18 protein-coding genes and 1 pseudogene are annotated in these 22,815 nt (G+C 42.0%); 9 read left to right on the top strand and 10 right to left on the bottom strand.

Annotated elements, in window-relative coordinates:
- Nucleotides 1-40: 40 nt before the first annotated feature.
- Nucleotides 41-1,294: pseudogene (locus F885_RS04200) on the top strand (TonB-dependent siderophore receptor); the annotation flags it as partial.
- Between the two features lie 63 nt (nt 1,295-1,357).
- Here F885_RS04200 and F885_RS20785 read toward each other — a convergent pair.
- A protein-coding gene (locus tag F885_RS20785) for an IS3 family transposase (RefSeq protein ID WP_085944219.1) occupies nt 1,358-2,502 on the bottom strand; the annotation gives its coding sequence in 2 pieces (ribosomal slippage) (nt 1,358-2,238 and nt 2,238-2,502; 1,146 coding nt in all).
- 47 nt (nt 2,503-2,549) lie between these two features.
- Between F885_RS20785 and F885_RS04215 the strand changes: the two genes are divergently transcribed.
- Nucleotides 2,550-3,818: a TonB-dependent siderophore receptor gene (locus F885_RS04215; protein ID WP_005321750.1), complete on the top strand. Its 1,269-nt coding sequence runs from the start codon at nt 2,550-2,552 to the stop codon at nt 3,816-3,818.
- Between the two features lie 83 nt (nt 3,819-3,901).
- Here the strand turns inward: F885_RS04215 and F885_RS04220 are convergent, their stop codons facing one another.
- The 6 genes from F885_RS04220 to catM form a co-directional block, all read right to left on the bottom strand.
- Nucleotides 3,902-4,237, bottom strand: a complete 336-nt coding sequence (locus F885_RS04220; RefSeq protein ID WP_005321748.1) for a DUF3325 domain-containing protein — start codon at nt 4,235-4,237, stop codon at nt 3,902-3,904.
- Nucleotides 4,237-5,934, bottom strand: a complete 1,698-nt coding sequence (locus tag F885_RS04225) for a PepSY-associated TM helix domain-containing protein (RefSeq protein WP_005321746.1) — start codon at nt 5,932-5,934, stop codon at nt 4,237-4,239. Before F885_RS04225 ends, F885_RS04220 begins: the two co-directional genes overlap by 1 nt.
- 4 nt (nt 5,935-5,938) lie before the next feature.
- Entirely contained in the window at nt 5,939-6,286 is a 348-nt protein-coding gene (locus tag F885_RS04230; protein ID WP_005321743.1) for a DUF3649 domain-containing protein, read from the bottom strand.
- Between the two features lie 60 nt (nt 6,287-6,346).
- A complete protein-coding gene (locus F885_RS04235) occupies nt 6,347-9,181 on the bottom strand; it encodes a TonB-dependent receptor domain-containing protein (RefSeq protein WP_005321739.1) in 2,835 nt (944 codons plus the stop codon).
- Between the two features lie 316 nt (nt 9,182-9,497).
- A complete protein-coding gene (locus tag F885_RS04240) occupies nt 9,498-10,763 on the bottom strand; it encodes an OprD family outer membrane porin (RefSeq protein WP_005321737.1) in 1,266 nt (421 codons plus the stop codon).
- Between the two features lie 290 nt (nt 10,764-11,053).
- The gene (gene catM, locus F885_RS04245; protein ID WP_004654826.1) at nt 11,054-11,971 is read right to left on the bottom strand and encodes a cis,cis-muconate-binding transcription regulator CatM; all 918 of its coding nucleotides are present in this window, start codon (nt 11,969-11,971) and stop codon (nt 11,054-11,056) included.
- Between the two features lie 104 nt (nt 11,972-12,075).
- Here catM and F885_RS04250 point away from each other — a divergent pair, with 104 nt between their 5' ends.
- From F885_RS04250 to pcaD, 7 genes are all read left to right on the top strand, one after another.
- Nucleotides 12,076-13,185: a muconate/chloromuconate family cycloisomerase gene (locus tag F885_RS04250; RefSeq protein ID WP_005321733.1), complete on the top strand. Its 1,110-nt coding sequence runs from the start codon at nt 12,076-12,078 to the stop codon at nt 13,183-13,185.
- A gap of 14 nt (nt 13,186-13,199) precedes the next feature.
- The gene (catC, locus tag F885_RS04255) at nt 13,200-13,490 is read left to right on the top strand and encodes a muconolactone Delta-isomerase (RefSeq protein WP_005190515.1); all 291 of its coding nucleotides are present in this window, start codon (nt 13,200-13,202) and stop codon (nt 13,488-13,490) included.
- Between the two features lie 119 nt (nt 13,491-13,609).
- Nucleotides 13,610-14,530 carry a catechol 1,2-dioxygenase gene (catA, locus tag F885_RS04260; protein WP_005321731.1) on the top strand — a complete coding sequence of 307 codons (921 nt, stop codon included), beginning with the start codon at nt 13,610-13,612 and terminating at the stop codon, nt 14,528-14,530.
- 119 nt (nt 14,531-14,649) lie between these two features.
- Entirely contained in the window at nt 14,650-15,339 is a 690-nt protein-coding gene (locus F885_RS04265; RefSeq protein ID WP_005321728.1) for a 3-oxoacid CoA-transferase subunit A, read from the top strand.
- Nucleotides 15,336-15,989, top strand: coding sequence for a 3-oxoacid CoA-transferase subunit B (locus F885_RS04270; protein ID WP_005321726.1), 654 nt, complete (start codon nt 15,336-15,338; stop codon nt 15,987-15,989). Before F885_RS04265 ends, F885_RS04270 begins: the two co-directional genes overlap by 4 nt.
- Before the next feature lie 216 nt (nt 15,990-16,205).
- Nucleotides 16,206-17,420: a 3-oxoadipyl-CoA thiolase gene (gene pcaF / locus F885_RS04275; protein ID WP_005321724.1), complete on the top strand. Its 1,215-nt coding sequence runs from the start codon at nt 16,206-16,208 to the stop codon at nt 17,418-17,420.
- Between the two features lie 10 nt (nt 17,421-17,430).
- Nucleotides 17,431-18,210, top strand: coding sequence for a 3-oxoadipate enol-lactonase (gene pcaD / locus F885_RS04280; protein ID WP_005321721.1), 780 nt, complete (start codon nt 17,431-17,433; stop codon nt 18,208-18,210).
- Between the two features lie 63 nt (nt 18,211-18,273).
- Here pcaD and F885_RS04285 read toward each other — a convergent pair whose 3' ends face one another.
- The 3 genes from F885_RS04285 to F885_RS04295 all read right to left on the bottom strand — a co-directional run bounded on the left by F885_RS04285 (nt 18,274) and on the right by F885_RS04295 (nt 22,757).
- Complete coding sequence (locus tag F885_RS04285) at nt 18,274-19,761, bottom strand: NAD-dependent phenylacetaldehyde dehydrogenase (RefSeq protein ID WP_005321719.1); 1,488 nt, start codon at nt 19,759-19,761, stop codon at nt 18,274-18,276.
- 44 nt (nt 19,762-19,805) lie between these two features.
- On the bottom strand, nt 19,806-21,413 hold the full coding sequence (locus F885_RS04290) for a GMC family oxidoreductase (RefSeq protein ID WP_005321716.1): 1,608 nt from the start codon (nt 21,411-21,413) through the stop codon (nt 19,806-19,808).
- Between the two features lie 66 nt (nt 21,414-21,479).
- Nucleotides 21,480-22,757, bottom strand: coding sequence for a hypothetical protein (locus tag F885_RS04295; protein ID WP_005321713.1), 1,278 nt, complete (start codon nt 22,755-22,757; stop codon nt 21,480-21,482).
- Nucleotides 22,758-22,815: the final 58 nt, after the last annotated feature.

The raw sequence follows: 22,815 nt of genomic DNA, 5'->3' as shown, positions 1-22,815 counted from the left end.
TCGACTTATAGAGAAATACACTCCCAGTCGAGAAGACCACATGAAGGATTATCAGGCGAAAACTACCTTGGCGTTGGCTGTACGCGCCATTTTATGGGGCATGCCACTTAGCGTTATCAGTATTGCAACAACCTCTGCTTATGCTGCCAATGTTTATCAGATTTCGATTAGCTCGACCACACTTGATCAGGCTTTGAAGCAACTCGCCATTCAAACTGGGACGACCATCAGTTATGACTCGACCACACTCTCTAAAATAAAAAGCGCCTCACTAAAAGGAAATTATTCAGTAGAAACTGCTTTAGAGACTTTGCTTAAACCGCATGCATTTGAAGCCATCAAAGTGGCCAATGCCGGATACAGCATTCAAGCCAAAGCAACTGTGGCTGCTGTTGAACCTAAAGTGGTCAAATTAGAAGCGATTCACACACGAGCAGATCAAGCTAAAAATAACAACGCTCAGCAAGAAAGCAATTCAACACAGCTTCCAACAATTTCGATCAAAGCTGCCAGCCAAAATATGACAAATGTTGGCAAGCAAGCTCAGAATATTAAAGACGTACCACAATCTGTAACAGTTATGTCTCGTCAGCGTCTTGATGAGCAAGGCCTAAAAACCCTTGATGATGTCATGGTACAAACAACAGGAGTAACACGTGAACAGCTCTGGTTAAATAATAACTATAGTGCACGTGGTCTAAAAATTGAAAATATCCGTTATGACGGCGGTAGTACTTCAAGTCTAGAAGATCGAAGTAATAGTGCTGATATGGCACAATATGACGCAGTTGAGGTGCTGCGTGGTGCAGATGGTTTATTCGGTGCCGGTGAAGCTGGCGGTGTGATTAATCTCACCTCTAAACGACCAAAAGCAGAAACCGAAATCAATGGATCAATTTCAGCAGGTAGCTGGAATAATTATCGTGGTGAATTCGATGCGACGGGTTCTTTAACAGAAGATCAAAGTGTTAAAGGTCGTTTGGTCACTGTTTTCCAAGATCGAGACTTCTTCTACAAACCCACACAAAGCCGCCGTGAAATGGTCTACGGTGCATTAAGCTTTGACTTATTACCCGAAACAACATTGTTTACGGGTGTGAGTTATCAAAAAGATAAAGTGGATGCTTTTAATGCCAGCTTACCTCGTTGGGAAGATGGCGCAGATCTGCATTTACCCCGCAGTACAACGATGGGTGCACCATGGGGTTGGATCGAACGTAAAAACACATCCTTCTTTGCCAATCTCCAACATCAAATTAATGATGACTGGAAAACACAACTGAATGTGCGTCACAAAGAGGTGGTCCCACATGTTTGAACAACTAAAAGCTTATTTATAAGTGATACTCTGCTCTAGTTAAGCTACCTTATTTTGTTGTGGTAGCTGGTCATAGTAAAACTCATCTGGAGTCATTTTGTCCAGACTCGAATGAGGTCGTTTCAAATTATAAAATTCAAAATATGCGTTTAATTGCTTCTTCGCATCCAAAACATTGCTGTAGGCTTTGAGATACACCTCTTCATATTTAACGCTCCGCCATAATCGTTCAACCATCACATTATCAACCCATCGACCTTTACCATCCATGCTGATTTGGATGTCATTTGATTTCAATACATCAATAAATGCATCACTGGTAAACTGACTGCCTTGGTCTGTATTAAATATTTCAGGTCGACCATATTTTTCAATAGCTTCATTTAATGTTTCTATGCAAAATGTAACCTCCATACTAATCGATACTCTATGCGCAAGTACCTTGCGGCTATGCCAATCAATCACAGCACATAAATAAACAAAGCCTTTTGCCATAGGGATATACGTTATATCCGTAGACCACACTTGATTACTGCGCTGAATAGCCAATCCTTTGAGCAGATATGGATATTTGCGGTGAGCTTGATTAGCCTGGCTTAAATTTGGTTTGCAATATAACGCATTAATGCCCATTTTCTTCATTAAAGTACGTGTATGACGTCGTCCTATATGATGTCCTTGACGATTCAACAAATCACGCATCATACGGCTACCTGCAAAAGGGTATTGCATATGTAACTCATCCATACACCGCATCAGCTTCAGATCTGATGCACTCACAGGTTTTGGGCGATAGTAATAACAACCACGGGAGACTTTCAGCAGCTGAGCTTGCTTAGATACTGAAATCTGAAGTGAGTCATCGATTAACTTTTGTGGTTGAAGCGGCCCAGTTTCTTCAACACACCTTCTAAAAAATCAATTTCTAATGCCTGCTCACCGATTTTTGCATGTAGTTTTTTTAGATCGATGGGTGGTTCTGTTGGAGCTTTTGATTGATCGAAAGCTTGCGAGGAAGCTGAAATCAGTTGATTTTTCCAGTCGATAATTTGGTTTTGATGAACATCAAATTCAGCACTCAATTCAGCAAGTGTTTTTTCTGCTTTAATCGCAGCAAGTGCTACCTTAGCTTTAAAATCATTTGAATGATTTCTTCTTGGTCTACGTGCCATAAAATACTCCATATATTGATGTTTATAACATCATTTGGGGAGCAAAATATCACTTATAAGTGTTGTTCAAATTTCCTGATCCACCTCTCAACATTGGTAATGATGCGATTAACAGCGCTGAAATGGAAGGTGCTGTCAGTTATGACACTCACCAAAGTCAATGGTGGCGCTATCAGGATGATACGCGCTTTAAAGAAACAACAATGGATTTAAACCTACAAGGCAGCTTTAATTTATTTGAACAAAAGCATGATCTGATTTTAGGTATTGATCACAGCAATAATCAAAAAGATTATCGCCTAAATTGGACTTCTTATGCTAATGGTGATGTATTCAATCGCGTTGCACCACCAGAATGGGACTACCCAGCGATCTCTTGGGAAAACAATTCGACCAATAAGAATAATAAATCTGCACTTTATGGTTCTTTAAAATTACGTCCTGTTGATGATTTAGCCCTCATTCTTGGTGGCCGCTACACCTTTAAAGATGAATTAACCATCAATAATCATAATATCAATATTGAAAACACCTATACAGAAGACAAAAAATTTGTGCCTTATTATGGGATTACTTATGATATTTCACCATCTACAACAACCTATGCAAGCTTTGCGGAAATTTATAAAAATCAGCGTAACTATTTAACAGCAGCCGATGGCCCTGGACTCGAACCATTAACAGGTCGAAATATTGAATTTGGTATCAAACATCAAATTAATGCAAACCTACTCGCATCAATTGCTTACTTCGATATCAAAAAAGAAAAAGAGAAAGTCTATAACGCTTATACCAGCATTCCAAATAGTAACTCCTTATGCTGTTATATCGGTACAGGTTCTATGGAAAGTAAAGGGATTGATGTTGAACTGAATGGCAATATTAGCCCTGACTGGAATTTATCTGTAGGTTATACCTACAATAAAAATGAGAAAAAGGATAATACAGATACCCCATACAACTCTTACACCCCTAAAAATTTGTTAAAAATTTGGACAACCTATCAGCTTGATCAAATTGTCGATGGCTTAGAAATAGGTGGAGGTGTAATTGCTCAAAGTAAAAACTATGCAGCAGGATCAGTCAGAGAATTTAATCCAGTGACACAAAAGTTTGATGGTGCTTGGAAAAGTATTGAGCTGGTTCAACCTAATTATGCTATTTGGTCAGCGCGTGTCGCTTATGATATTAATCCGCAATGGAATATCGCACTTAACTTAAACAATATTTTTGACAAAACCTATTACAGCACGATTGGCTACCCAGGTTATGGTAATTTTTATGGCGAACCGCGTAATTTCCTTTTGACTTTAAAAGCAAGTTACTAAAGCTCTATAAATCAATTCACAACCAAAATAAAAAGAGGAAACTTATGTTTCCTCTTTTTATTTCACTTCGATACAAGCAAAGCTTAAATCAAGGTCACAATCAGCAGCAGCCCAAATAAAACAGTCACGATCACATTTGCTTGCCATAGTTTTTTAGGGTGATAAGTCAATAACAACCCCACAGCCAAAGCAGCAAAGGTGATACAACCCAACCACTCAGATAAACCAACTGAGGCACCTTTAAAGTAAATCATCACCAACGCAGATATAAGAAGAATTACCCAACCTACAATCTCAAAACGGCGACTATTTTTCGCTGAAATCTGAGCACTAAAAATATCGCGCTGATGCTTACTCATCCCACAGGCAAGTGCTGATAACGCTAACACAGCAACACACCACAACATCAATGCCGCCATTATGCTTGCTCCTGTACAGCTTGAGCTTTAGGCTGTTTTTTCTGCTTCACCGCCAAACCTTGATAACGCTTTAATTTGTAATAAGAATAGATAAAAATCAGACCCAAAATCATGCACACTAGATCAAAACTGGCGATCATCCACTGCCCATGATAGATACTCATCCACAACGCCTGCCCGCCTGTTAAGAAATTTAGGATTGGCATAAACAAGAACAGCACAGCGGCTAAAGCCAGTTGCTCCAACCATGCGGGACGATGTGCCCGAATAGCCGCATGAATTAAACACAGCAACCATGCCATAAAGAACACATTAATCTCTAACGGAGAACGTTCGGCCAATTGAGCTGGGATAAAGCGATTGGCAATGAAATAGGCAGCACAGGCAATCGGTAGACCTGTGATTGCAGTAATATTCAGCACTTCAACCAGACGATGACCAAAAGGCTTATAACCCAATTTCTGTACATCTGGAATACGTTTCACCACCCACAAGATCAGACCAGAAGCCACCATCATGGTGCCTAATATGCCCGATAAAAATAGCAACCAACGCAACACTGAATCTACACCATGAGCCATATGCAACCATGTCACCAAGGTATAAATGGCTTTTGATGCCGAGTTAACAGGCTTGGCTTCATCAATCAATTGTCCTGTCACCGCATTAAACTTCATTGAAGGAATGCTTTCTCGATCAAGCAATGTAGTGGTACGGGTTGCATTAAATTCAACATCAGCTTCAACGGTATTCGGTTTATTCACTCGAATTGAAGCAATCGGGTTATCCTGCCAACCTTGTTGAACGTAATGACTCAATGTCAGCAAATTCACCATCGGTGCTACGGCAAGTACAGGTGCTGCTTGTTCGGCTTCACCACGACGACCACCACCTCGATTGCCACGCCCTTCCTCTGCGGCTTCTTTTTGTTTTTGCTCAGCGAGTAGACGTGCTTGCTCAGGTGTTTTGGCAACAGGTTCATTCAACATCTGATAGAAATTCTGACCATTTCCATAATGGCTGTTCATCGCCCAAGGCATAAACATGAACATTAACAGCAGCAAACCACTAAAGGTGATCATGATATGAAAAGGTAAAGCAAACACAGCCGTTGCATTATGAGCATCGAGCCATGAACGCTGCCCTTTGGCTGGACGGAAAGTAAAGAAATCTTTGAAAATCTTTTTATGGGTGATAATACCGCTGATAATCGCGACAAACATGAATAAGGTTGCGATACCAACAATCCAACGCCCCCAAATACGTGGCATGCCATAAAGTTCAAAATGGAAGCGATACAAGAAACCACCACCCCGAGTTTCACGCGCTTTAATCTCTTGGCCTGTTTGAGCATCTAAATAGATTTCACCACCCCGACGGCGACCTTCACCTGGCTTACGGATATTCAGCATAATCGCGGGTTGGCGTTCATTGGCAAACCGGATGTTCCAGCTCTCGGCAGGCTGCCCGTTTTGCTGCAAATACTGTAATGCATAACTCAATTGTTGCTGCTGTGAAGTGCTATTCACAGACTGATGCAATTCAGGTTTCATCCACACCGTAATTTCATTTTGGAAAAAACTGAGCGTACCCGTCAGAAAAACTGCGTAAAGCAGCCATCCCAAGAGCAGGCTTGTCCATGTATGTAACCATGACATGGATTGGCGAGGGCCTTCATTTTTACCATCAACACGCATGACTTTACCCTTTTAAAAACCAATAGATCAACGTCATCAAAGCACTGGGAACAATGACCCCCAACCAGACTTTCACGGTTGAGTTGACCAGAAATACCCAGATAAATACGGCACAATGAATCACAAATGCCAGCATGGTCGCCCCAAACACGGCATTGGCTTTGGAAGGTTCAGCTGAAAACAGGAAACCCATCAACATTGCAGCAATCGCAGCAAAGTAATAACCACCCAAAATAGCCAAGACAAAACGTGAAAAAATCATCAATCGATATTTAATCAATGATGATTGTTCCACCTTCTTTTTTGTGACCCTTTTGGCGGAGGCCAAGGGCACAGACGCTTCAATATTCATAAAAGACACCTAGTCAGGTGACGATGATGCAAAATAATCGCCACCTGCAGTTCAGGAAGATTAGAAAGAAAACTTAAGGTTTAGATAATATTGGCGACCACGGACATCACTATATTTGCTGAGGTATGATTGCGTTCCAGACATATCGACCGTGTAATCGTTAAATAAATTTTGAATACCGAAGCTCAGTTCGCTTGAGCTGTGTTTTAGCAATTTACTGCTCGGCAATTTCACTTTGGCAAAAATGTCATGGTAGATTTGATCTTCGATTTTTAATTTTTGATCGGCACGACCCGTTTGATTCAAAATCGCAGTCGCATTAACCATGTCATAAGAACCATAATATTGGCTTGCCCAACCAAAGCCCCAATTGTCATTGGCTTGTAGATAAATAGAGGCATTGGCACGATGTTTTAGCGGTGCATCGGAGACCGCGCCACCCACCACACTGACAAAACTCTTCTCTGGGTCAATCAAATTATGTTGTTGGCGATATTCATTAACATGGGTATAGCCCAGATTAAAGATAGTTTCTCCAATCACGCTATCAAAGCGATAATTTAAATTGGTATCAATCCCACTGGTTTTAAGGTTTAAAGCATTGAATGGCGTGATATCAATTGAAACCACATCGCCAGCTTGATTGCGTTGAATGCGGCTACCATATTTGCTTTGATTGTCTAAAATATATTGCGCACTGATCGAACTGATATTATTGGTTTTTTTGATGTTGTAATAATCAATCGATAGGCGTAAATCAGGAATCGCCTCTGGGGTTAACACAATCCCAGCATTAATACTTTTTGAACTTTCTGGCGTCAGATCTGGATTGCCCCCAGAAATGCTTTCATAGGTGCTAATGATTTTACCCGTTGCTGGATCAGTTAATGTCGCTCCCGTCACTTGGGTCGAAGTCGCTTGAGAGATCTGCGAAACCGATGGTGTAACAAAACCTTCACTATAAGACGCACGGAACATCAATTGGTCATTCGGTGCGAAGCGGAAACCTACTGTTGGCGTGATCGCATCAAATTTTGATTTACCCGAATCGCTATAATTTAAGAATTTAGAACGATAGCCCGTAGCAGGATCAATTTTACTGTCATATTGCGGTATCTTGGCTTGGACATTGAAATCCTCATAACGTGCAGCCAGTTGCACATCGAGTAATTTGGCGAAAGGTAAATTCAGCTCAGGGGAAATCAGGGGAATATTAAATTCCGTGTAAACACTGGATGCATTGCTCTTACGCTCAGTCGGCTTCACCCAAGGATTGTCGACATGTTGGTGATCTGCAAAGCCTTCACTTTCATAACGACGGTGTTCAATCCCCGTTGCCAATCGAATATCGCCTGCATACCATTTTGCAATTGGACCTGTGGCTCGAATCGAGAAATCATTTAAGGTCTGTTGCGTATTATTTTTTGGATAGTTCCAGTATTTTGAAATTAGGTCGGTTGGTGTAGTGGTGAAATCTTGCAAAAAATCAATTGCATTATTGGCAGTGTCTTTGTTCCATGCACTGGCTTTCGGATTTTTGCTGCCTTGACGTGTATAACGTTGACGAATATCCGATTTACTCCATGCATAATCTGCCGAGAGTATCCATTCTGGTGTTAGGTCAAAGGTAAAGCCTGTTGCTACTTTCTTCTGAGTAGTTTCAAAGGTGTCCTTGGCAAAGCCACCTAGGCTATCCAAACGCATTGGATAATTCACCAGAATATCCTTGCCAAAAGGATTATGCGGACTATCTTTGCTCACGGTTACCACGTTATAACCGTGCGGTGAGGTATTAAATGACCAACCCTCTTCTTTTTCATAGCCCGCCTCAAGAAACACATTCAGACGATCAGTAAAATCACGATTTAAAGAAAGACCAAAGGCTTCGGTCTTGGTATCGTAAAGTAATCCCTCTTTACCAGACCAGCCACTCACTCCATCTGACAAACCCAATGCATAGCCTTGACCAAGTTTGCTCAGATCGCCATTCCAACCTTTGGGAAGATGTGCCATAGATGAGCCCCACCCTGGTACTAATTCAGAACCATCTTTACTACGAATATTGGTTAAATTGCCTGCAGGCGGGTTGACCTTGTCCCCAATAAGACTATTTGGATTATTTTTTAAAATATTTTGGCGTGATTTACTTTTCCAGTCACGTTCGCTCGCTAGCAAACTATCTTGGTCTTTTTTGGAAGCCGTCAACATCACATGGGTGCGGCCATCTTCCAGAGAAAAACCTGAAACCAAATTAAAAGATTTGGCGGGTTGTTGATTATCCACGGTATCGCTATAGCGCACGTTCACTTCGGTGCCAACATAGTCTTTGCGCAAAATTACATTGATGACACCACCAATCGCCCCACTGCCATAAATCGCAGCAGCTGATGTCGGTAATACTTCAATCCGTTCAATTGCAGCCAAAGGAATATTATTTAAATTGGGTTGATCGGTAGATTCAGAAGTACCACGACTGCCTGTTCCTGCGCTACGGCGGCCATTAATCAACACTAGCGTTTGACTGGCACCAAGTCCACGTAAATTAATTTGACTTGATGTGCCTGAGAAATAACTGGAATTGTTGGTTGAGGTTGCCATTGGCAATACTTTAGACAACAACTCGGTGACTGTGGTGGTGCCTGAACGCTCAATTTCTTCCCGCTCGATCATGGTATAGGCTTGGACATCGTCTTCGGTTCGTGGAATATCCATATTGCCCGATTTATAGGCAACATCAGCCTTGATTGCGGTTACCGCAATAGTCGGCAGCGTCGAGGCTTTATCTGCACTGTCCTGTGCAAATACATGCGGACACGACAACACCAATAAAACAGAAATGCAGAGTGTTGTTCTAATAAATTGAGATGATTTGAGAGAGTTATTTTGTTCTAACACGTAAGAACCTTAATTCATTCTTAAAAATTTCGTGAATAATACACAAAACAAACAAAAATAACAATAATAATGATAATTATTATCAATAATAACATTGGCACCTCATATCCCTCCATATTTAAAGTTATCAATAACAACAAAAGCTTATGAGGTGGGGGAACGTGATCAATCAATCTTCATAACGAATAGAAGGTCCAATTTTAGAAAAATGTGGAGCTAAGTGTTTGCAGGTTTTTGTGATTATGATTAAAAAAAAGCCCATCTTATTCGCGAATTTGAATAAGATAGGCTGTTCAATTCTTGATTGAATCGACAATTAAAACTTATGTGTATACGTCGTCATGATTCGATTTTCGACAAAATCTGTGCCTGGATTATTGCCTGCACCATATTTAATATCGGCTCGGATATGTCGCCATTCAAAGCCTAAACCTTTCAATTTACCTTCAGGTACGGTGTAATTGACGATCACATTCTTCTCAGTTTCTTTATTATCCTTAAAGCCTTCCCGATAGATTTCACTGCCATTTAAATAACGTAAAGTCAGTTTTAGCCCAGGGATACCCTGCTCTTTAAAATCATAACTATACAAGACATGCCAAGTGAACTCTTTGGCTTTGTAGAAAGCAATTGCAGACCAACTCTGTAAATAGGCTTGTGGAACATAACCATTTAATAAGGGAATATTGTCCTCACCCATATGCTTTTGCAGACCGGTCAAAATGGTATGTGGTCCATTTTGAACGCTGGCTTGCAGACCGATTGACTGAACATCAATATCGCCAAAATAAGCATCGCCATCTTCTTTATAGTTAAAATAGCGAGCGTCCACTTTAAGCTTGCTCTTGTTGACCGTTTCCGTAAAGGCCGCACTCAAATATTGTTGTTGATAAATATCTTCGAGCTGCCCAAACCAATAAGAACCCGTCAACTGAGGGGTAAAATTATAATCGAGACCCAAAAAATTCAGCCCGTCACTTCTTTTGTTTGGATCTGTCGAGTTGCCTAAGGTGAACTTTCGATATTCATCATCATCTCGAGCATTCACATGAGTAAAACGCCCTGCAGATACTTTTAAATTTTTAATGTCTTTACTTTCTAGCATTGCACCTGCATAAGTGGTGACCAACTGCCGAGAATCATCAATAAACAGTACCGGTGTTTTTGGGAAAAGCTCACCGACTTTCAGTTCAGTATTGTGATATTTAAATTTTAAAGTTGCGCCTAATTTTAAATAATCACGCTCCTGTCGCCCTTCGTGCTGATCATATTTAAATACGGTATCTAGGCGTTCATCATAACGATCCGTTAAACGCAAGGCATATTGAAAGCCCATATCCAAACCGACTTGAATCGGTGTATCGGTATAACCAGATTCAAAGCGTCCTGTCATCGCCTGAGACCAACTGCCTAAATCTTTATTGGTATTTTCAAAATCCCGTTCCAAGTAAAAATTACGCAGATAAATGCTTTTTTCACTGTCTTTAAAAAAATCTGCATAAGCCGCATTGATGTTTAGACAACCAAAGAGTGTATATAAGGCTACGCGCTGTGCTCGATACAGCGTATCTGGTTTTAACATGGGAAATCCTTTCCTAAGTTTTGAAATTATTGTTGCTATAAGAGATGAATTGATACCTAATCCATTCGATAGACCATGCTTTCCGATTGCTTTAAAACTGACATAAATTCAGAAAGATATATTTGGATCAAATATTGGTCATGCTTTATTATTTGAATTATTAATGTAATTTTCCATAGATAATGAAGTATATAGTTATACCTTTTAAGTCTAGTTTTAGGTTATTTTCACAACAATTAAAAAAGCGATCATGATGACCGCTGATAAATAAACTTGGTGCCTAGCGTGGCTTAATCACCCTCTAGTTGGATCGGAATACCTTCTTCTTCAAATACTTGCTTAATGCATTCTAAAATCTGCGGTAGATATGGACTCTGATCCATATTGCGCACCGCCAATGAAATCGGGGTATAGGCCTCCAAATCTAGGATTGGGATATACACCAGATTCTTCATACCAATGTCACTGGCACTTTCTGGAATAAGACAAATCCCCTCACCTGATGACACCAAACCAAGCGCCATATGAATTTCACGTACCTCGACCATATCTTTAGGCACCAGCCCCAAGTCGGTAAAAATCGACTGAATCAAGGTTGAAAAATTCGGTTTTTGGGTCGCGGGATAAGAAAAAATAGGTTCATCAATAATCTGAGACAGATAAATGCCCTGATCGATAAAGCGAGTTAAATGATGATTTTTATGAATGGCTAATTTGAGTTTTTCTTTGCGCAATAAAATCCGTTTAATTGCAGGATCACTAATTCTTAAACGTCCAAAACCCAAATCGATTTTCCCCAGCTTTAATGCTTCGATCTGATCCTTAGTGCCGTGTTCAATCAACTCCACCTGAATATCAGGATGGTTTTGACGGAATAAATAAATCACCTGCGGTAACAATGCATAAAGTAGTGAGCTGACATAGCCAATACGCACAATCTTATTCACCGTGCTAATGCGTTTTGCCATGGAAGCCGCTTGGGCGGTATGGGTCAAAATCTGCACCGCATGCTGATAAAAGAACTGTCCCGCTTCTGTGGTTTTTACAGGCCGCGAACCACGTTCAAATAGCAGGATTCCGAGTTCCTCTTCCAGCTTTTGGATCTGACGGCTTAACGGCGGTTGTGCAATGCATAACTTTTCTGCAGCTTTGGTAATGCTCTGTTCCTCGACCACCGTCACGAAATAACGAAGATGTCTTAATTCCATTTAATATACCTTTTAAGTATCTAAAAATACCAAATTCAGCCTAGTTATAGATATTACATTAATTTAGGGTATGTAAATAGCTTAGGACGAAAGAAATACCCAAGATGTATAAATCCATTGAAACCCTACTTGTCGAGATCCCAACCATCCGCCCGCATAAGATGGCGGTTGCAACCATGCAAACCCAAACCTTAGTTCTCATTAAAGTGACAACAGCAGATGGTTTGATTGGTTGGGGTGAAGCAACGACCATTGGTGGCTTGGGTTATGGAGATGAAAGTCCTGAAAGTGTCAAAACCAATATCGAGCATTACTTTTCGCCATTGTTAAAAAGCTTGGACAGTTTTAATGTGGCTCAGACATTACAGGCCATTCAACACAGTATCAATGGGAACCGTTTTGCTAAATGTGCTATTCAAACGGCACTACTGGATATTCAGTCTCAACGTTTATGTCTACCGCTCAGTGAAATGTTAGGTGGGCGCCTACGTGATAGCGTTCCTGTACTTTGGGTTTTAGCCTCAGGCAATACTGAAAAGGACATTGCTGAAGCAGAAAAAATGGTTGCGTTAAAACGTCACAATGTATTCAAGCTCAAGATCGGTTCGCGCCCAGTTGAACAGGATGTTGAACATGTACTGGCAATTAAACAAGCATTGGGTGCAGAAGTTTCGATCCGTGTCGATGTCAACCGTGCATGGTCTGAGTTGAATGCGATTAAAGGGATTCAAATGCTGCAGGATGGCGGTGTTGATCTGATTGAGCAACCGTGTGCGATTCATAATATTGATGCTATGCAACGTTTGACCCGTAAATTCGATATTGCCATTATGGCAGATGAATCTTTAACCGGTCCGCAAAGTGCTTATCAACTGGCAAAAAGCAATGCCGCCTCAGTGTTTGCAGTAAAAATTGCCCAATCAGGTGGTCTGATTGAAGCCTGTGAAGTCGGGAAAATTGCTAATCTGGCAGGGATCGATCTTTACGGTGGTACCATGTTGGAAGGTCCAGTTGGCACCATTGCTTCCGCACATGCCTTCTCTACTTTTAGCAATTTAGCCGCTGGTACGGAACTGTTTGGTCCACTGTTACTCACGGAAGAAATTTTAAAAACACCGCTTCAATATGGCAATTTTGAACTCAAAATTCCAACTGGCCCTGGTCTCGGTATTGAACTGGACGAAGACAAAATCGACAACTTACGTCGTCAATAATTTAAGGAGTTGCCATGCTTTTTCATGTACGAATGGATGTAAATATCCCGCTCGATATGCCAGTTGAACAAGCCAATCAAATTAAAGCTGTTGAAAAGGCCTATTCACAAGATTTACAGCGTCAAGGTAAATGGCGTCATATCTGGCGCATTACCGGACAATACTCAAATATCAGTATCTTTGATGTGGAAAGCAATGAAGAGCTGCACAATATTTTACAGGGGCTGCCATTGTATCCCTACATGAATATTGAAGTGATGGCGATGAATCGTCACCCATCAGCCATCCGCGAAGACGATAGCTAAAGCCCATCGTGGCATCAGGATCGCAACAGAATTTGAACAAGGAATGTGGCAAGCCAAGCAAGCAGCAAAACAGCAAGTCCGCGAGCCACCAAAAACTATCATACTTCAGGAGAATATGTATGAACCGTCAAGAAATCGATGCACTGGTTAAAAAAATGAATGTGGATACCGCGACAGGTGAAGTCAATCCACGTGTACAACAAATCGTGGTTCGTCTGCTCGGTGATCTTTTTCAGGCGATTGAAGATTTAGATATCTCGCAAAGCGAGCTGTGGAAAGGTCTGGAATACTTTACCGATGCAGGTCAAGCCAATGAACTCGGCTTATTGGCAGCAGGTTTAGGTCTTGAGCATTATCTAGATTTACGTGCTGATGAAGCAGATGCCAAAGCAGGCATTACGGGTGGAACTCCACGTACCATCGAAGGTCCATTGTATGTGGCTGGCGCGCCTGAATCTGTTGGTTTTGCCCGTATGGATGACGGTTCTGAATCAGACAAAGTCGATACCTTATTCATCGAAGGCACTGTCACTGATCCTGAAGGTCATATTATCGAAGGCGCTAAAGTCGAAGTTTGGCATGCCAACAGCCTCGGTAACTATTCATTCTTTGATAAGTCACAATCTGACTTTAACTTACGCCGTACTATTTTATCTGATGCCAATGGTCACTATGTGGCACAGACCACTATGCCTGTCGGTTATGGCTGCCCACCAGAAGGGACCACACAAGCAATGCTGAACTTGCTTGGCCGTCATGGTAACCGCCCTTCTCACGTGCATTATTTTGTGTCTGCACCAGGCTATCGCAAATTAACCACGCAGTTCAATATTGAAGGTGATCAATACCTATGGGATGACTTTGCATTTGCAACACGTGAAGGCTTAGTCGCTACTGCTGTTGATGTGACTGATGAAGCTGAACTTGCTCGTCGTGGTGTGAATAAGCCATTCAAACACATTACCTTTAATGTTGAATTGGTTGCAGAAAAAACAGGTGCGCCAAGCACTGAAGTTGACCGTCGTCGTGTCGGTGCTTAACACCACAAATTTACTGTGAGCTAGAGCTTAGCTCACAGTTTTTAAATTTCTATGCATACCCGTTTATACAGCAATTCGTATGTATAGAAATTTGAAAACATGGATAAAAGGTTGGCCTTATGATTGATAAAAGTACCCTCACATTGACTGAGACACTGTCACAGATCAAGAATGGCGCAACCATCATGATTGGTGGCTTTGGCACCGCAGGACAACCAGCTGAACTGATTGATGGACTGATCGAACTTGGTATTAAAGACCTTGTCATCGTCAATAACAATGCTGGCAATGGTGATTATGGCTTGGCCAAACTGCTTAAAACAGAGGCAGTACGTAAAATCATCTGTTCTTTCCCACGTCAGTCCGATTCATGGGTATTCGATGAACTGTATCGTGCTGGCAAGATTGAATTGGAACTGGTGCCGCAAGGTAATCTGGCGTGCCGTATTCAAGCCGCAGGCATGGGGCTCGGTGCAGTTTTTACCCCAACTGGCTTTGGTACTTTATTGGCAGAAGGTAAAGAAACCCGTCATATCGATGGCAAAGACTATGTACTTGAATATCCCATCAAAGCTGACTTTGCCTTAATCAAAGCACACAAAGGTGATCGCTGGGGCAATCTGGTCTACAACAAATCTGCGCGTAACTTTGGTCCAATCATGGCGATGGCTGCGGATGTCACCATTGCACAGGTCTCTGAACTGGCTGAACTCGGTCAGCTTGATCCTGAACACATCATTACCCCTGGAATTTTTGTACAGCATGTGGTCGCTGTTGATACAGCCAATGGCACAGGAGTAGAACAATGAGCTATCAAAAATTAAGCCGTGACCAAATTGCTGAACGTGTCGCACAAGATATTCCTGATGGTGCTTATGTCAATCTCGGCATAGGCCTGCCAACCAAGATTTCCAATTATCTTCCTGCGGATAAAGATGTATTCCTACATTCGGAAAATGGCCTGTTGGCATTCGGTCCACCACCAGCCAAAGGTGAGGAAGACCCTGAACTGATCAATGCGGGTAAAGAATACGTCACCATGCTCACTGGTGGCAGTTTTTTCCATCATGGTGACTCCTTTGCCATGATGCGTGGTGGTCATTTGGATATTGCGGTACTTGGCGCCTTTCAAGTCGCAGCCAATGGTGATCTAGCCAATTGGCATACCGGTGCAGCAGATGCGATTCCTGCGGTGGGTGGTGCGATGGATTTAGCGGTAGGTGCCAAGAAAGTATTTATCACCACCGATCATAATACCAAGCAAGGTGAACCCAAGATTGTTGAAACCCTTTCATATCCAGCCACAGGCTTGAAATGTGTCGATCGTATTTATACCGACCTGTGTGTGATTGATGTGACCATAGATGGTTTAAAAGTGATTGAGAAAGTGGATGGTTTGAGCTTTGAGGAATTACAGGCGTTGACGGATGCTCAGTTGATTGATGCAACTCAAGGATAATGTTTAACAGCCACTAATTACGGGTTAAAGCAGAGGCTTTTTGTATAGGCATTGCCTTACTTTTTAAGGATAAAAAGTAACAAAAATCCTTTGTTAGACTGATGGTATATCCATATACCACAGTCTAACGGGCGGCATCCATGCCGCCGCCGCGAAATACTTAGAGTGAAATTGAATCCAATTGAGCCAGACATGGATTGAAGGAAAATATTTAAAATGAAAAACGCTTATATCATCGATGCCATCCGTACCCCATTTGGTCGTTATGCCGGCGGTCTTGCACCTGTACGTGCCGATGACTTGGGAGCGATTCCGATTCAGGCCTTGATGCAACGCAATCCAAAAGTAGATTGGCAGCAAGTCGATGATGTGATCTATGGCTGTGCCAACCAAGCGGGTGAAGATAATCGTAACGTTGGACGCATGTCAGCCTTATTAGCAGGCTTACCTTATCAAGTGCCTGCCACCACAGTGAACCGTTTATGTGGTTCATCACTGGATGCGATTGCGATGGCAGCCCGTGCCATTAAAGCCAATGAAGCTGACCTGATTATTGCAGGTGGTGTGGAAAGCATGAGCCGTGCACCTTATGTGATGGGCAAATCAGACAGTGCCTTTGGACGTAGTCAAAAGATTGAAGACACCACCATGGGTTGGCGTTTTATCAATCCAAAACTGAAAGAAATGTATGGCGTGGACAGCATGCCACAAACGGCTGAAAACGTGGCGGAACAATTCAAGATTAACCGTGCCGATCAAGACCAGTTTGCGCTTAACAGCCAACAACGTACTGCAACCGCACAAGCCAATGGCTTCTTTACCCGTGAAATCATCCCAGTGACGATTCCGCAGCGTAAAGGTGATGCAGTTGTGGTGGATACGGATGAGCATCCACGTGCATCAACCACTTTAGAAGCGTTGACTAAACTTAAAGGGGTGGTGAAGGCCGAAGGGACGGTCACGGCAGGTAATGCCTCTGGAATTAATGATGGCGCAGCAGCGTTGTTGATTGCTTCAGACGAGGCGGTTGAAAAATATCAGCTCAAACCGCGTGCCAAAATCATTGCGGCAACCACAGTTGGGGTTGAACCACGGATTATGGGCTTTGCACCTGCACCTGCGATTAAGAAATTACTAAAACAGGCCAATCTCACGCTAGAACAAATGGAGGTGATTGAACTAAATGAAGCCTTTGCCGCACAAGCTTTAGCAGTGACCCGTGATTTAGGTTTGAGTGATGACGATGCACGTATCAACCCAAATGGGGGTGCGATTGCTTTGGGTCATCCTTTAGGTGCCTCGGGTGCGCGTCTAGTCACCACCGCATTGAATCAACTTGAACAGATCAAAGGCCAGTATGCCTTGTGTTCAATGTGTATCGGTGTTGGTCAAGGGATTGCCTTGATTATTCAACGTATCGAACAAAATTAAGGAAGACTTCATGCCCATTTTTCAATCCGCTGATGCGCAAATTAATTATCAAACCTTTGGCGATCCCAGCTCCCCTGCATTGGTATTTTCTAACTCTTTAGGTACCAACTATGGCATGTGGCAAAAGCAGTTCAATTATTTTAAAGAACACTTTTATGTGATTTGTTATGACACACGCGGTCATGGTTCATCTTCAACACCAACAGGCCCATATACGCTGCAACAACTCGGTGAAGATGTCATTCACCTACTCGATCATTTAAAGATCGAAAAAGCCAATTTCTGTGGTATTTCCATGGGTGGAATAACAGGTCAATGGCTTGCCATCCATTATCCAGAACGTTTTCAGCGTGTGGTTGTGAGTAATACCGCTGCGAAGATTGGACAGGAACAAGCTTGGTTGGATCGTGCCCAACTGGTTCGAAAGCAAGGTTTGGTTCCAATCGCTACCACAGCAGCTTCACGCTGGTTTACAGATCCCTTTATCCAAAGTCATCCTGCAATCGTCAATAATCTGTGTAACGACTTAAGTGCTGGCAGCGCAAATGGTTATGCCAATTGTTGTGAGGCTTTGGCTAAAGCGGATGTCCGTGAACAGTTGAAAGATATTACTATTCCAGTCTTGATCATCGCTGGTACAGAAGACCCTGTCACCACAGTCGCGGATGGTCAATTTATGCAACAGCAGATACCACAATCGAAACTGGTCGAAATCAATGCCTCACATATTTCAAATATTGAGCAGGCAGAAAGCTTCAATCATATTTTAAAGGACTTTCTGACTGACTAGCTGATAAAGTTAATCATTAAAAAAATGGCCTGAAACGGCCATTTTTTTATATCTTACATAAAGTTAGTATCGAATCATCACCGATTTAAGTTCAGTGTAATCTTCAATAAATGCATCTGAAAATTCTCTGCCAATTCCTGATGCTTTCACTCCACCGAATGGAACAGATGGATCTAAGAATGTATGCATATTGACCCATAAAGTCCCTGCTTCAATTTTAGGAATTAAACGTAAAGCTTTAGATAAATCATTGGTCCAAATACTTGCAGTTAAACCAAAGCGCGACTGATTCATCAGTTGAATGAGTTCTTCATCAGTTTCGAAAGGCATCACTCCGACCACAGGACCAAAGGTTTCTTCTGAAAATAAAGGATCATCGGTATTTTTAAAGGAAATTAAAGTCGGCTGTACAAAATACCCTGTCTGATCTAAAGCCTCACCCCCTGCAATAATTTGATTATTGGCTTTTGCCATATCTAAATAATGTTTTACTTTATGAAAATGTGGCTGATTAGAGAGTGGGCCAAACATACTTCCCTCATCCATAGCCGATCCAATTTTGAAACTAGAAAGTGCTTTAGAGAGTTTCTCGACCAGTTCATCATGTTTTGTACGGTGTACAAAAAAACGCTCTGGGGATGCACAAACTTGACCTTGATGCACAAAAGTTGCTTGCAATAAAGTCGGTAAAATCTCATCAATATTTGCATCGGCCAAAACAGCAATGGCATTTTTACCGCCCAACTCCAGACTGACACGGGTTAAATCGCTGCTCATCGCAAGTTTACCAATCGCAATGCCAGTCGGAACTGAACCTGTAAATGAGACTTTCTTAACCAGCGGAGACTCAATTAAATATTGTCCTGTATCGCCCTTACCAGTCACCACATTAATCACACCCGCTGGAATACCTGCTTCAATAGCAAGTTCAGCTAAACGTAATAAAGATAAGCTGGCAAACTCACTTGGTTTAAGCACAATGCTGCAACCAGTTGTTAACGCTGAACCAATTTTCCAGACACCAATCATCAGTGAAAAATTCCAAGGCACAATCCCTGCAACCACACCAATCGGTTGTCTTAAAGTAAAGGCCGCATATTTTTCACCTTGCATAGAAGGAATAGAAGGTTGCATAGTTTGACCATTAATTTTGGTTGCCCAACCCGCAAAATATCTTAAGAAAATAACAGATTGTGCGACTTCAAGATGGCGGGAAATATTAATGAGTTTTCCAGTAGACAACGATTCTAGCTGTGCAAGTTCTTCAACATGTTGCTCAATTAAATCTGCGAGCTTGTTCAGTTTAACGCCGCGTTCATAGGGCGTAGTTTCAGCCCAAGCATTTTGAAAAGCATGTTCCGCACTTTTCACCGCATTTTCGACATCGTGTTGACTACCAATACTAATTTGAGCAACCACTTGTTCAGTCGATGGATTTACAATATCCACTTTATCTAAAAGCTCAGCAGCAACTAGTTTTCCATCAATAAAATGCCCATGTTGACGTGCCATAAATTGCTGTACGCTTTGTAAAATCTGGACTTCACTCATTTTCTTTTCCTCTTTTCATTTCTAAAATTTTGTTATGACAGCAACTAAGCGACTTGATTCAAAATAAAGTCTGCACCGCGTTCACCGATCATGATGGCAATTGCGTTGGTATTTCCGCTTGGAACTTGTGGGCAAATCGAACAGTCAATGACGCGTAAATTTTGGAAGCTATGTACTTTAAGCGTCTGGTCTGTGACTGAATCTTTTGGTGTATTGCCCATTTTGCAACTGCCCGCAGGGTGATAAACCGTTTTAATGTTCTGGCGCATCCATGCATCAATCGCGGCAACATTCTCAGGATCAATATTTGCAGGCTCAATAATGTCTTGGACAATGGCTTTTAAGGCAGATTGTTGTAATAAGCGCAGCCCAGCCTGTACCGCACGAATGTTGGCCTCAATATCGTCTTGATGGCCTAAATAGTTTGGATCAATAATCGGCATTGCATTTGGATCTTTACTGCTTAAACGTAGAGTGCCTCGCGCTTTCGGCTGTATATGCCCGACTTTAATCGTCAGCCCATGTGCTTGAGCTGTGCCTTTTTCACCTGGGGTATTATCAAAATTATCCAGTACAGGCAGGAAATGAAACTGTATGTCAGGACGGCCATAGTTGTTGGTATCAATAAATCCGCCACCTTCTAAAATATTTGAGGTCAACACACCTGAACGGGTAAATTGCCATTGCAAAAAGTTTCGCACCGCGTTTAAGCCCTGATCTTCTCCAAGCAAACTATTCGGTGTGGTGACCGTGGCATTGACCGACATATGTAAATGATCATGAAAATTTTCACCTACTGGTAAGTCTTGGATGCATTCAATTCCGAGTTCATCTAAATGCTGTTTTGGGCCAATGCCAGAAAGCAATAAAACTTTAGGGCTGCCAATGGCACCCGCACTTAGGATGACTTCTTTTTGAGCCTGTAGCGTAATTGGTGATTTTCCCCCAACGCTATAAGTCACCCCAGTAACCTGATCATCTTGAGTTTCAATTTTATGGACTAAAGCATCAGTAATCACTGTGAGGTCTGGATGGTTTTCGACTGACTTTAAATAAGTTTTTGAGGTACTCGCCCGAGAACCGTTTTGAGTAGTAGTTTGATAAAACCCTACGCCCGCCTGATCCCAGCCATTGATATCATTGACGTAGTTCATCCCCATTTGCTGACCTGCTTGAATACAAGCAAGCGTTAAAGGATGGCGATAACGGTTTTCGCTAACGGGTAAAATGCCATCCTGTCCGTGATATTCATCAGCAAGGCTTTCATTCTTTTCTGCTTTTTTAAAGAATGGCAGCACATCTTGGTAAGACCAGTTGCTGCATCCCCATTCCGATGCCCATAAATCATAATCCTGTCGTTGGCCTCGGCAATAGATCATGCCATTAACCGAGCTTCCGCCTCCCAACACTTTTCCTTGTGCAAGGATCATTTCTCGCTGATTACAGTGTTTTTGTGGGACAGTCATATACGGCCATGATTTTTGTTGGAAGACTTTAATCACGGTTGCAGGAATAGTATGGAACAAACTGCTGTCTTTGCTTCCCGCTTCTAGAACCAATACCCGTCCTGCATTGGCTTGTAACAAGCGTGCAGCAACCACACAGCCCGCTGAACCTGCCCCAATAATGATGTAGTCATAGTCTTTATCCATCTGATCTCATCCTAAACGTCTTTTTCTGACTGCACTGCTGATCGATCCAAACACCCCAAATCTGATTTAATAGATGTATTGCAGAATCAACTGTGCATATAGATTGGTTTTGTCATCATAATTTTGTGTGCCACCGCTGTGGATATCGTGCTTTGGTTGATACAGTCCGATCAGCGGAATAACCGTGAACTTGTTATTGACTGACCAGACTGAAAACACATCCAGCTCATGCCCATCGACATTGACCAATGACTTATTTACGGTTTGAAACTTATAAGCCAAAGCACCTAACATAAAATTTTCTTTTAAATTCATCATGTAAGAGACTTGGTGAATATCAGCATTTTTATTGAAGGGGCCTGCGTAGTTCCCCGCGACTTCGCCCTGAAACCATGTTCCAAATCCAACCGTATTGCCGTAAAACATGGGGTCGTACTGATCTGAAAAATGGCTGAAACGATAACCTAGGGACGGCGTATATTTTGTAGATAAGAAGTTATAATTCAGTCCCAGATAGCCCGCATTTTCCGTGCTGTCCTGTTTATCCTGAACCACCCATTCAGACTTCAGTTGCAGTTCAGGCAAGACTTGATAATTCCAGCGTAAGGCATAATTCTTAAGATCCTGACGTCCTGAAATGTGTTCAGCATCATCAAGGTCTAAGACATTTAAATAAGTAAAACCAATGCCTTTATCTTTGAGTTGGTAGATCAGATCAGTCACAAACAGTTCTGATGAAAATTGTGCTTTGTTATTCGACTTTAAATACGCCAGTTTTAGCGTTGTATCTTGTTGCGGTTTATATTGAAGCAGGCTGCTAAAATCAAAGCTACGACGAGCTGCCAGATAATAGGCCCCTCCTCGATCCAGTGCCCCATCCGCAGGTGCTTTACCCAGATTTAATGCATCTCCGGCAATGAAAAAACCATCACCAATCATGATATTTTGCCGACCGATACTGAAATTATAGGTCGTCAATTCATCTTTATGGGTACCATCTTTAAAGCCAATCACCCATTCATTTACATCGGTTTTACGTTCTTGACCATTACTGTTTTGACCAGCGTCACCATCACCCCATGTCGCTGAACTGATCCCGCTTAAACTGGCATAGAGCTGATGGTTTTGAAATGTTTGCTGCCCTTTGGCCCCATATTTAAGATGGCCTTCTTGCCAATTGATCCTCTGGTCATCGATGTTTTCACCGTTATAGCTTTTAGCACTGCTAAAAGCACCAAAGGTTGCTTCAAAAATCGGTTTAATTTCAAGCTCACCTGCATATGCAGTTGAAAAACATGAGACAAACAGCGTCCCTCTCACGATTTGAGAAAGTAAGGTTTTCATACAAAATTCCTTTTTTGTCAGCGATCTACTTAACGCTCAGTTTTGGGTAATCTTGGAT

The organism is Acinetobacter higginsii (assembly GCF_000369845.1).
GTDB lineage: Bacteria > Pseudomonadota > Gammaproteobacteria > Pseudomonadales > Moraxellaceae > Acinetobacter > Acinetobacter higginsii.
The sequence above is the reverse complement of the archived record's forward strand: the minus strand, read 5'-3'. Positions and strand labels throughout refer to the sequence as shown.

Excerpts from the sequence above, each read along its gene's own strand:
- F885_RS04270 (WP_005321726.1), top strand. The coding sequence starts at position 15,336 with ATGAGCTATCAAAAATTAAGCCGTGACCAAATTGCTGAACGTGTCGCA.
- pcaD (WP_005321721.1), top strand. The coding sequence starts at position 17,431 with ATGCCCATTTTTCAATCCGCTGATGCGCAAATTAATTATCAAACCTTT.
- F885_RS04220 (WP_005321748.1), bottom strand. The coding sequence starts at position 4,237 with ATGGCGGCATTGATGTTGTGGTGTGTTGCTGTGTTAGCGTTATCAGCA.
- F885_RS04295 (WP_005321713.1), bottom strand. The coding sequence starts at position 22,757 with ATGAAAACCTTACTTTCTCAAATCGTGAGAGGGACGCTGTTTGTCTCA.
- catM (WP_004654826.1), bottom strand. The coding sequence starts at position 11,971 with ATGGAATTAAGACATCTTCGTTATTTCGTGACGGTGGTCGAGGAACAG.
- catA (WP_005321731.1), top strand. The coding sequence starts at position 13,610 with ATGAACCGTCAAGAAATCGATGCACTGGTTAAAAAAATGAATGTGGAT.
- F885_RS04265 (WP_005321728.1), top strand. The coding sequence starts at position 14,650 with ATGATTGATAAAAGTACCCTCACATTGACTGAGACACTGTCACAGATC.
- catC (WP_005190515.1), top strand. The coding sequence starts at position 13,200 with ATGCTTTTTCATGTACGAATGGATGTAAATATCCCGCTCGATATGCCA.
- F885_RS04290 (WP_005321716.1), bottom strand. The coding sequence starts at position 21,413 with ATGGATAAAGACTATGACTACATCATTATTGGGGCAGGTTCAGCGGGC.
- F885_RS04285 (WP_005321719.1), bottom strand. The coding sequence starts at position 19,761 with ATGAGTGAAGTCCAGATTTTACAAAGCGTACAGCAATTTATGGCACGT.
- F885_RS04230 (WP_005321743.1), bottom strand. The coding sequence starts at position 6,286 with ATGAATATTGAAGCGTCTGTGCCCTTGGCCTCCGCCAAAAGGGTCACA.
- F885_RS04225 (WP_005321746.1), bottom strand. The coding sequence starts at position 5,934 with ATGCGTGTTGATGGTAAAAATGAAGGCCCTCGCCAATCCATGTCATGG.
- F885_RS04240 (WP_005321737.1), bottom strand. The coding sequence starts at position 10,763 with ATGTTAAAACCAGATACGCTGTATCGAGCACAGCGCGTAGCCTTATAT.
- F885_RS04250 (WP_005321733.1), top strand. The coding sequence starts at position 12,076 with ATGTATAAATCCATTGAAACCCTACTTGTCGAGATCCCAACCATCCGC.
- pcaF (WP_005321724.1), top strand. The coding sequence starts at position 16,206 with ATGAAAAACGCTTATATCATCGATGCCATCCGTACCCCATTTGGTCGT.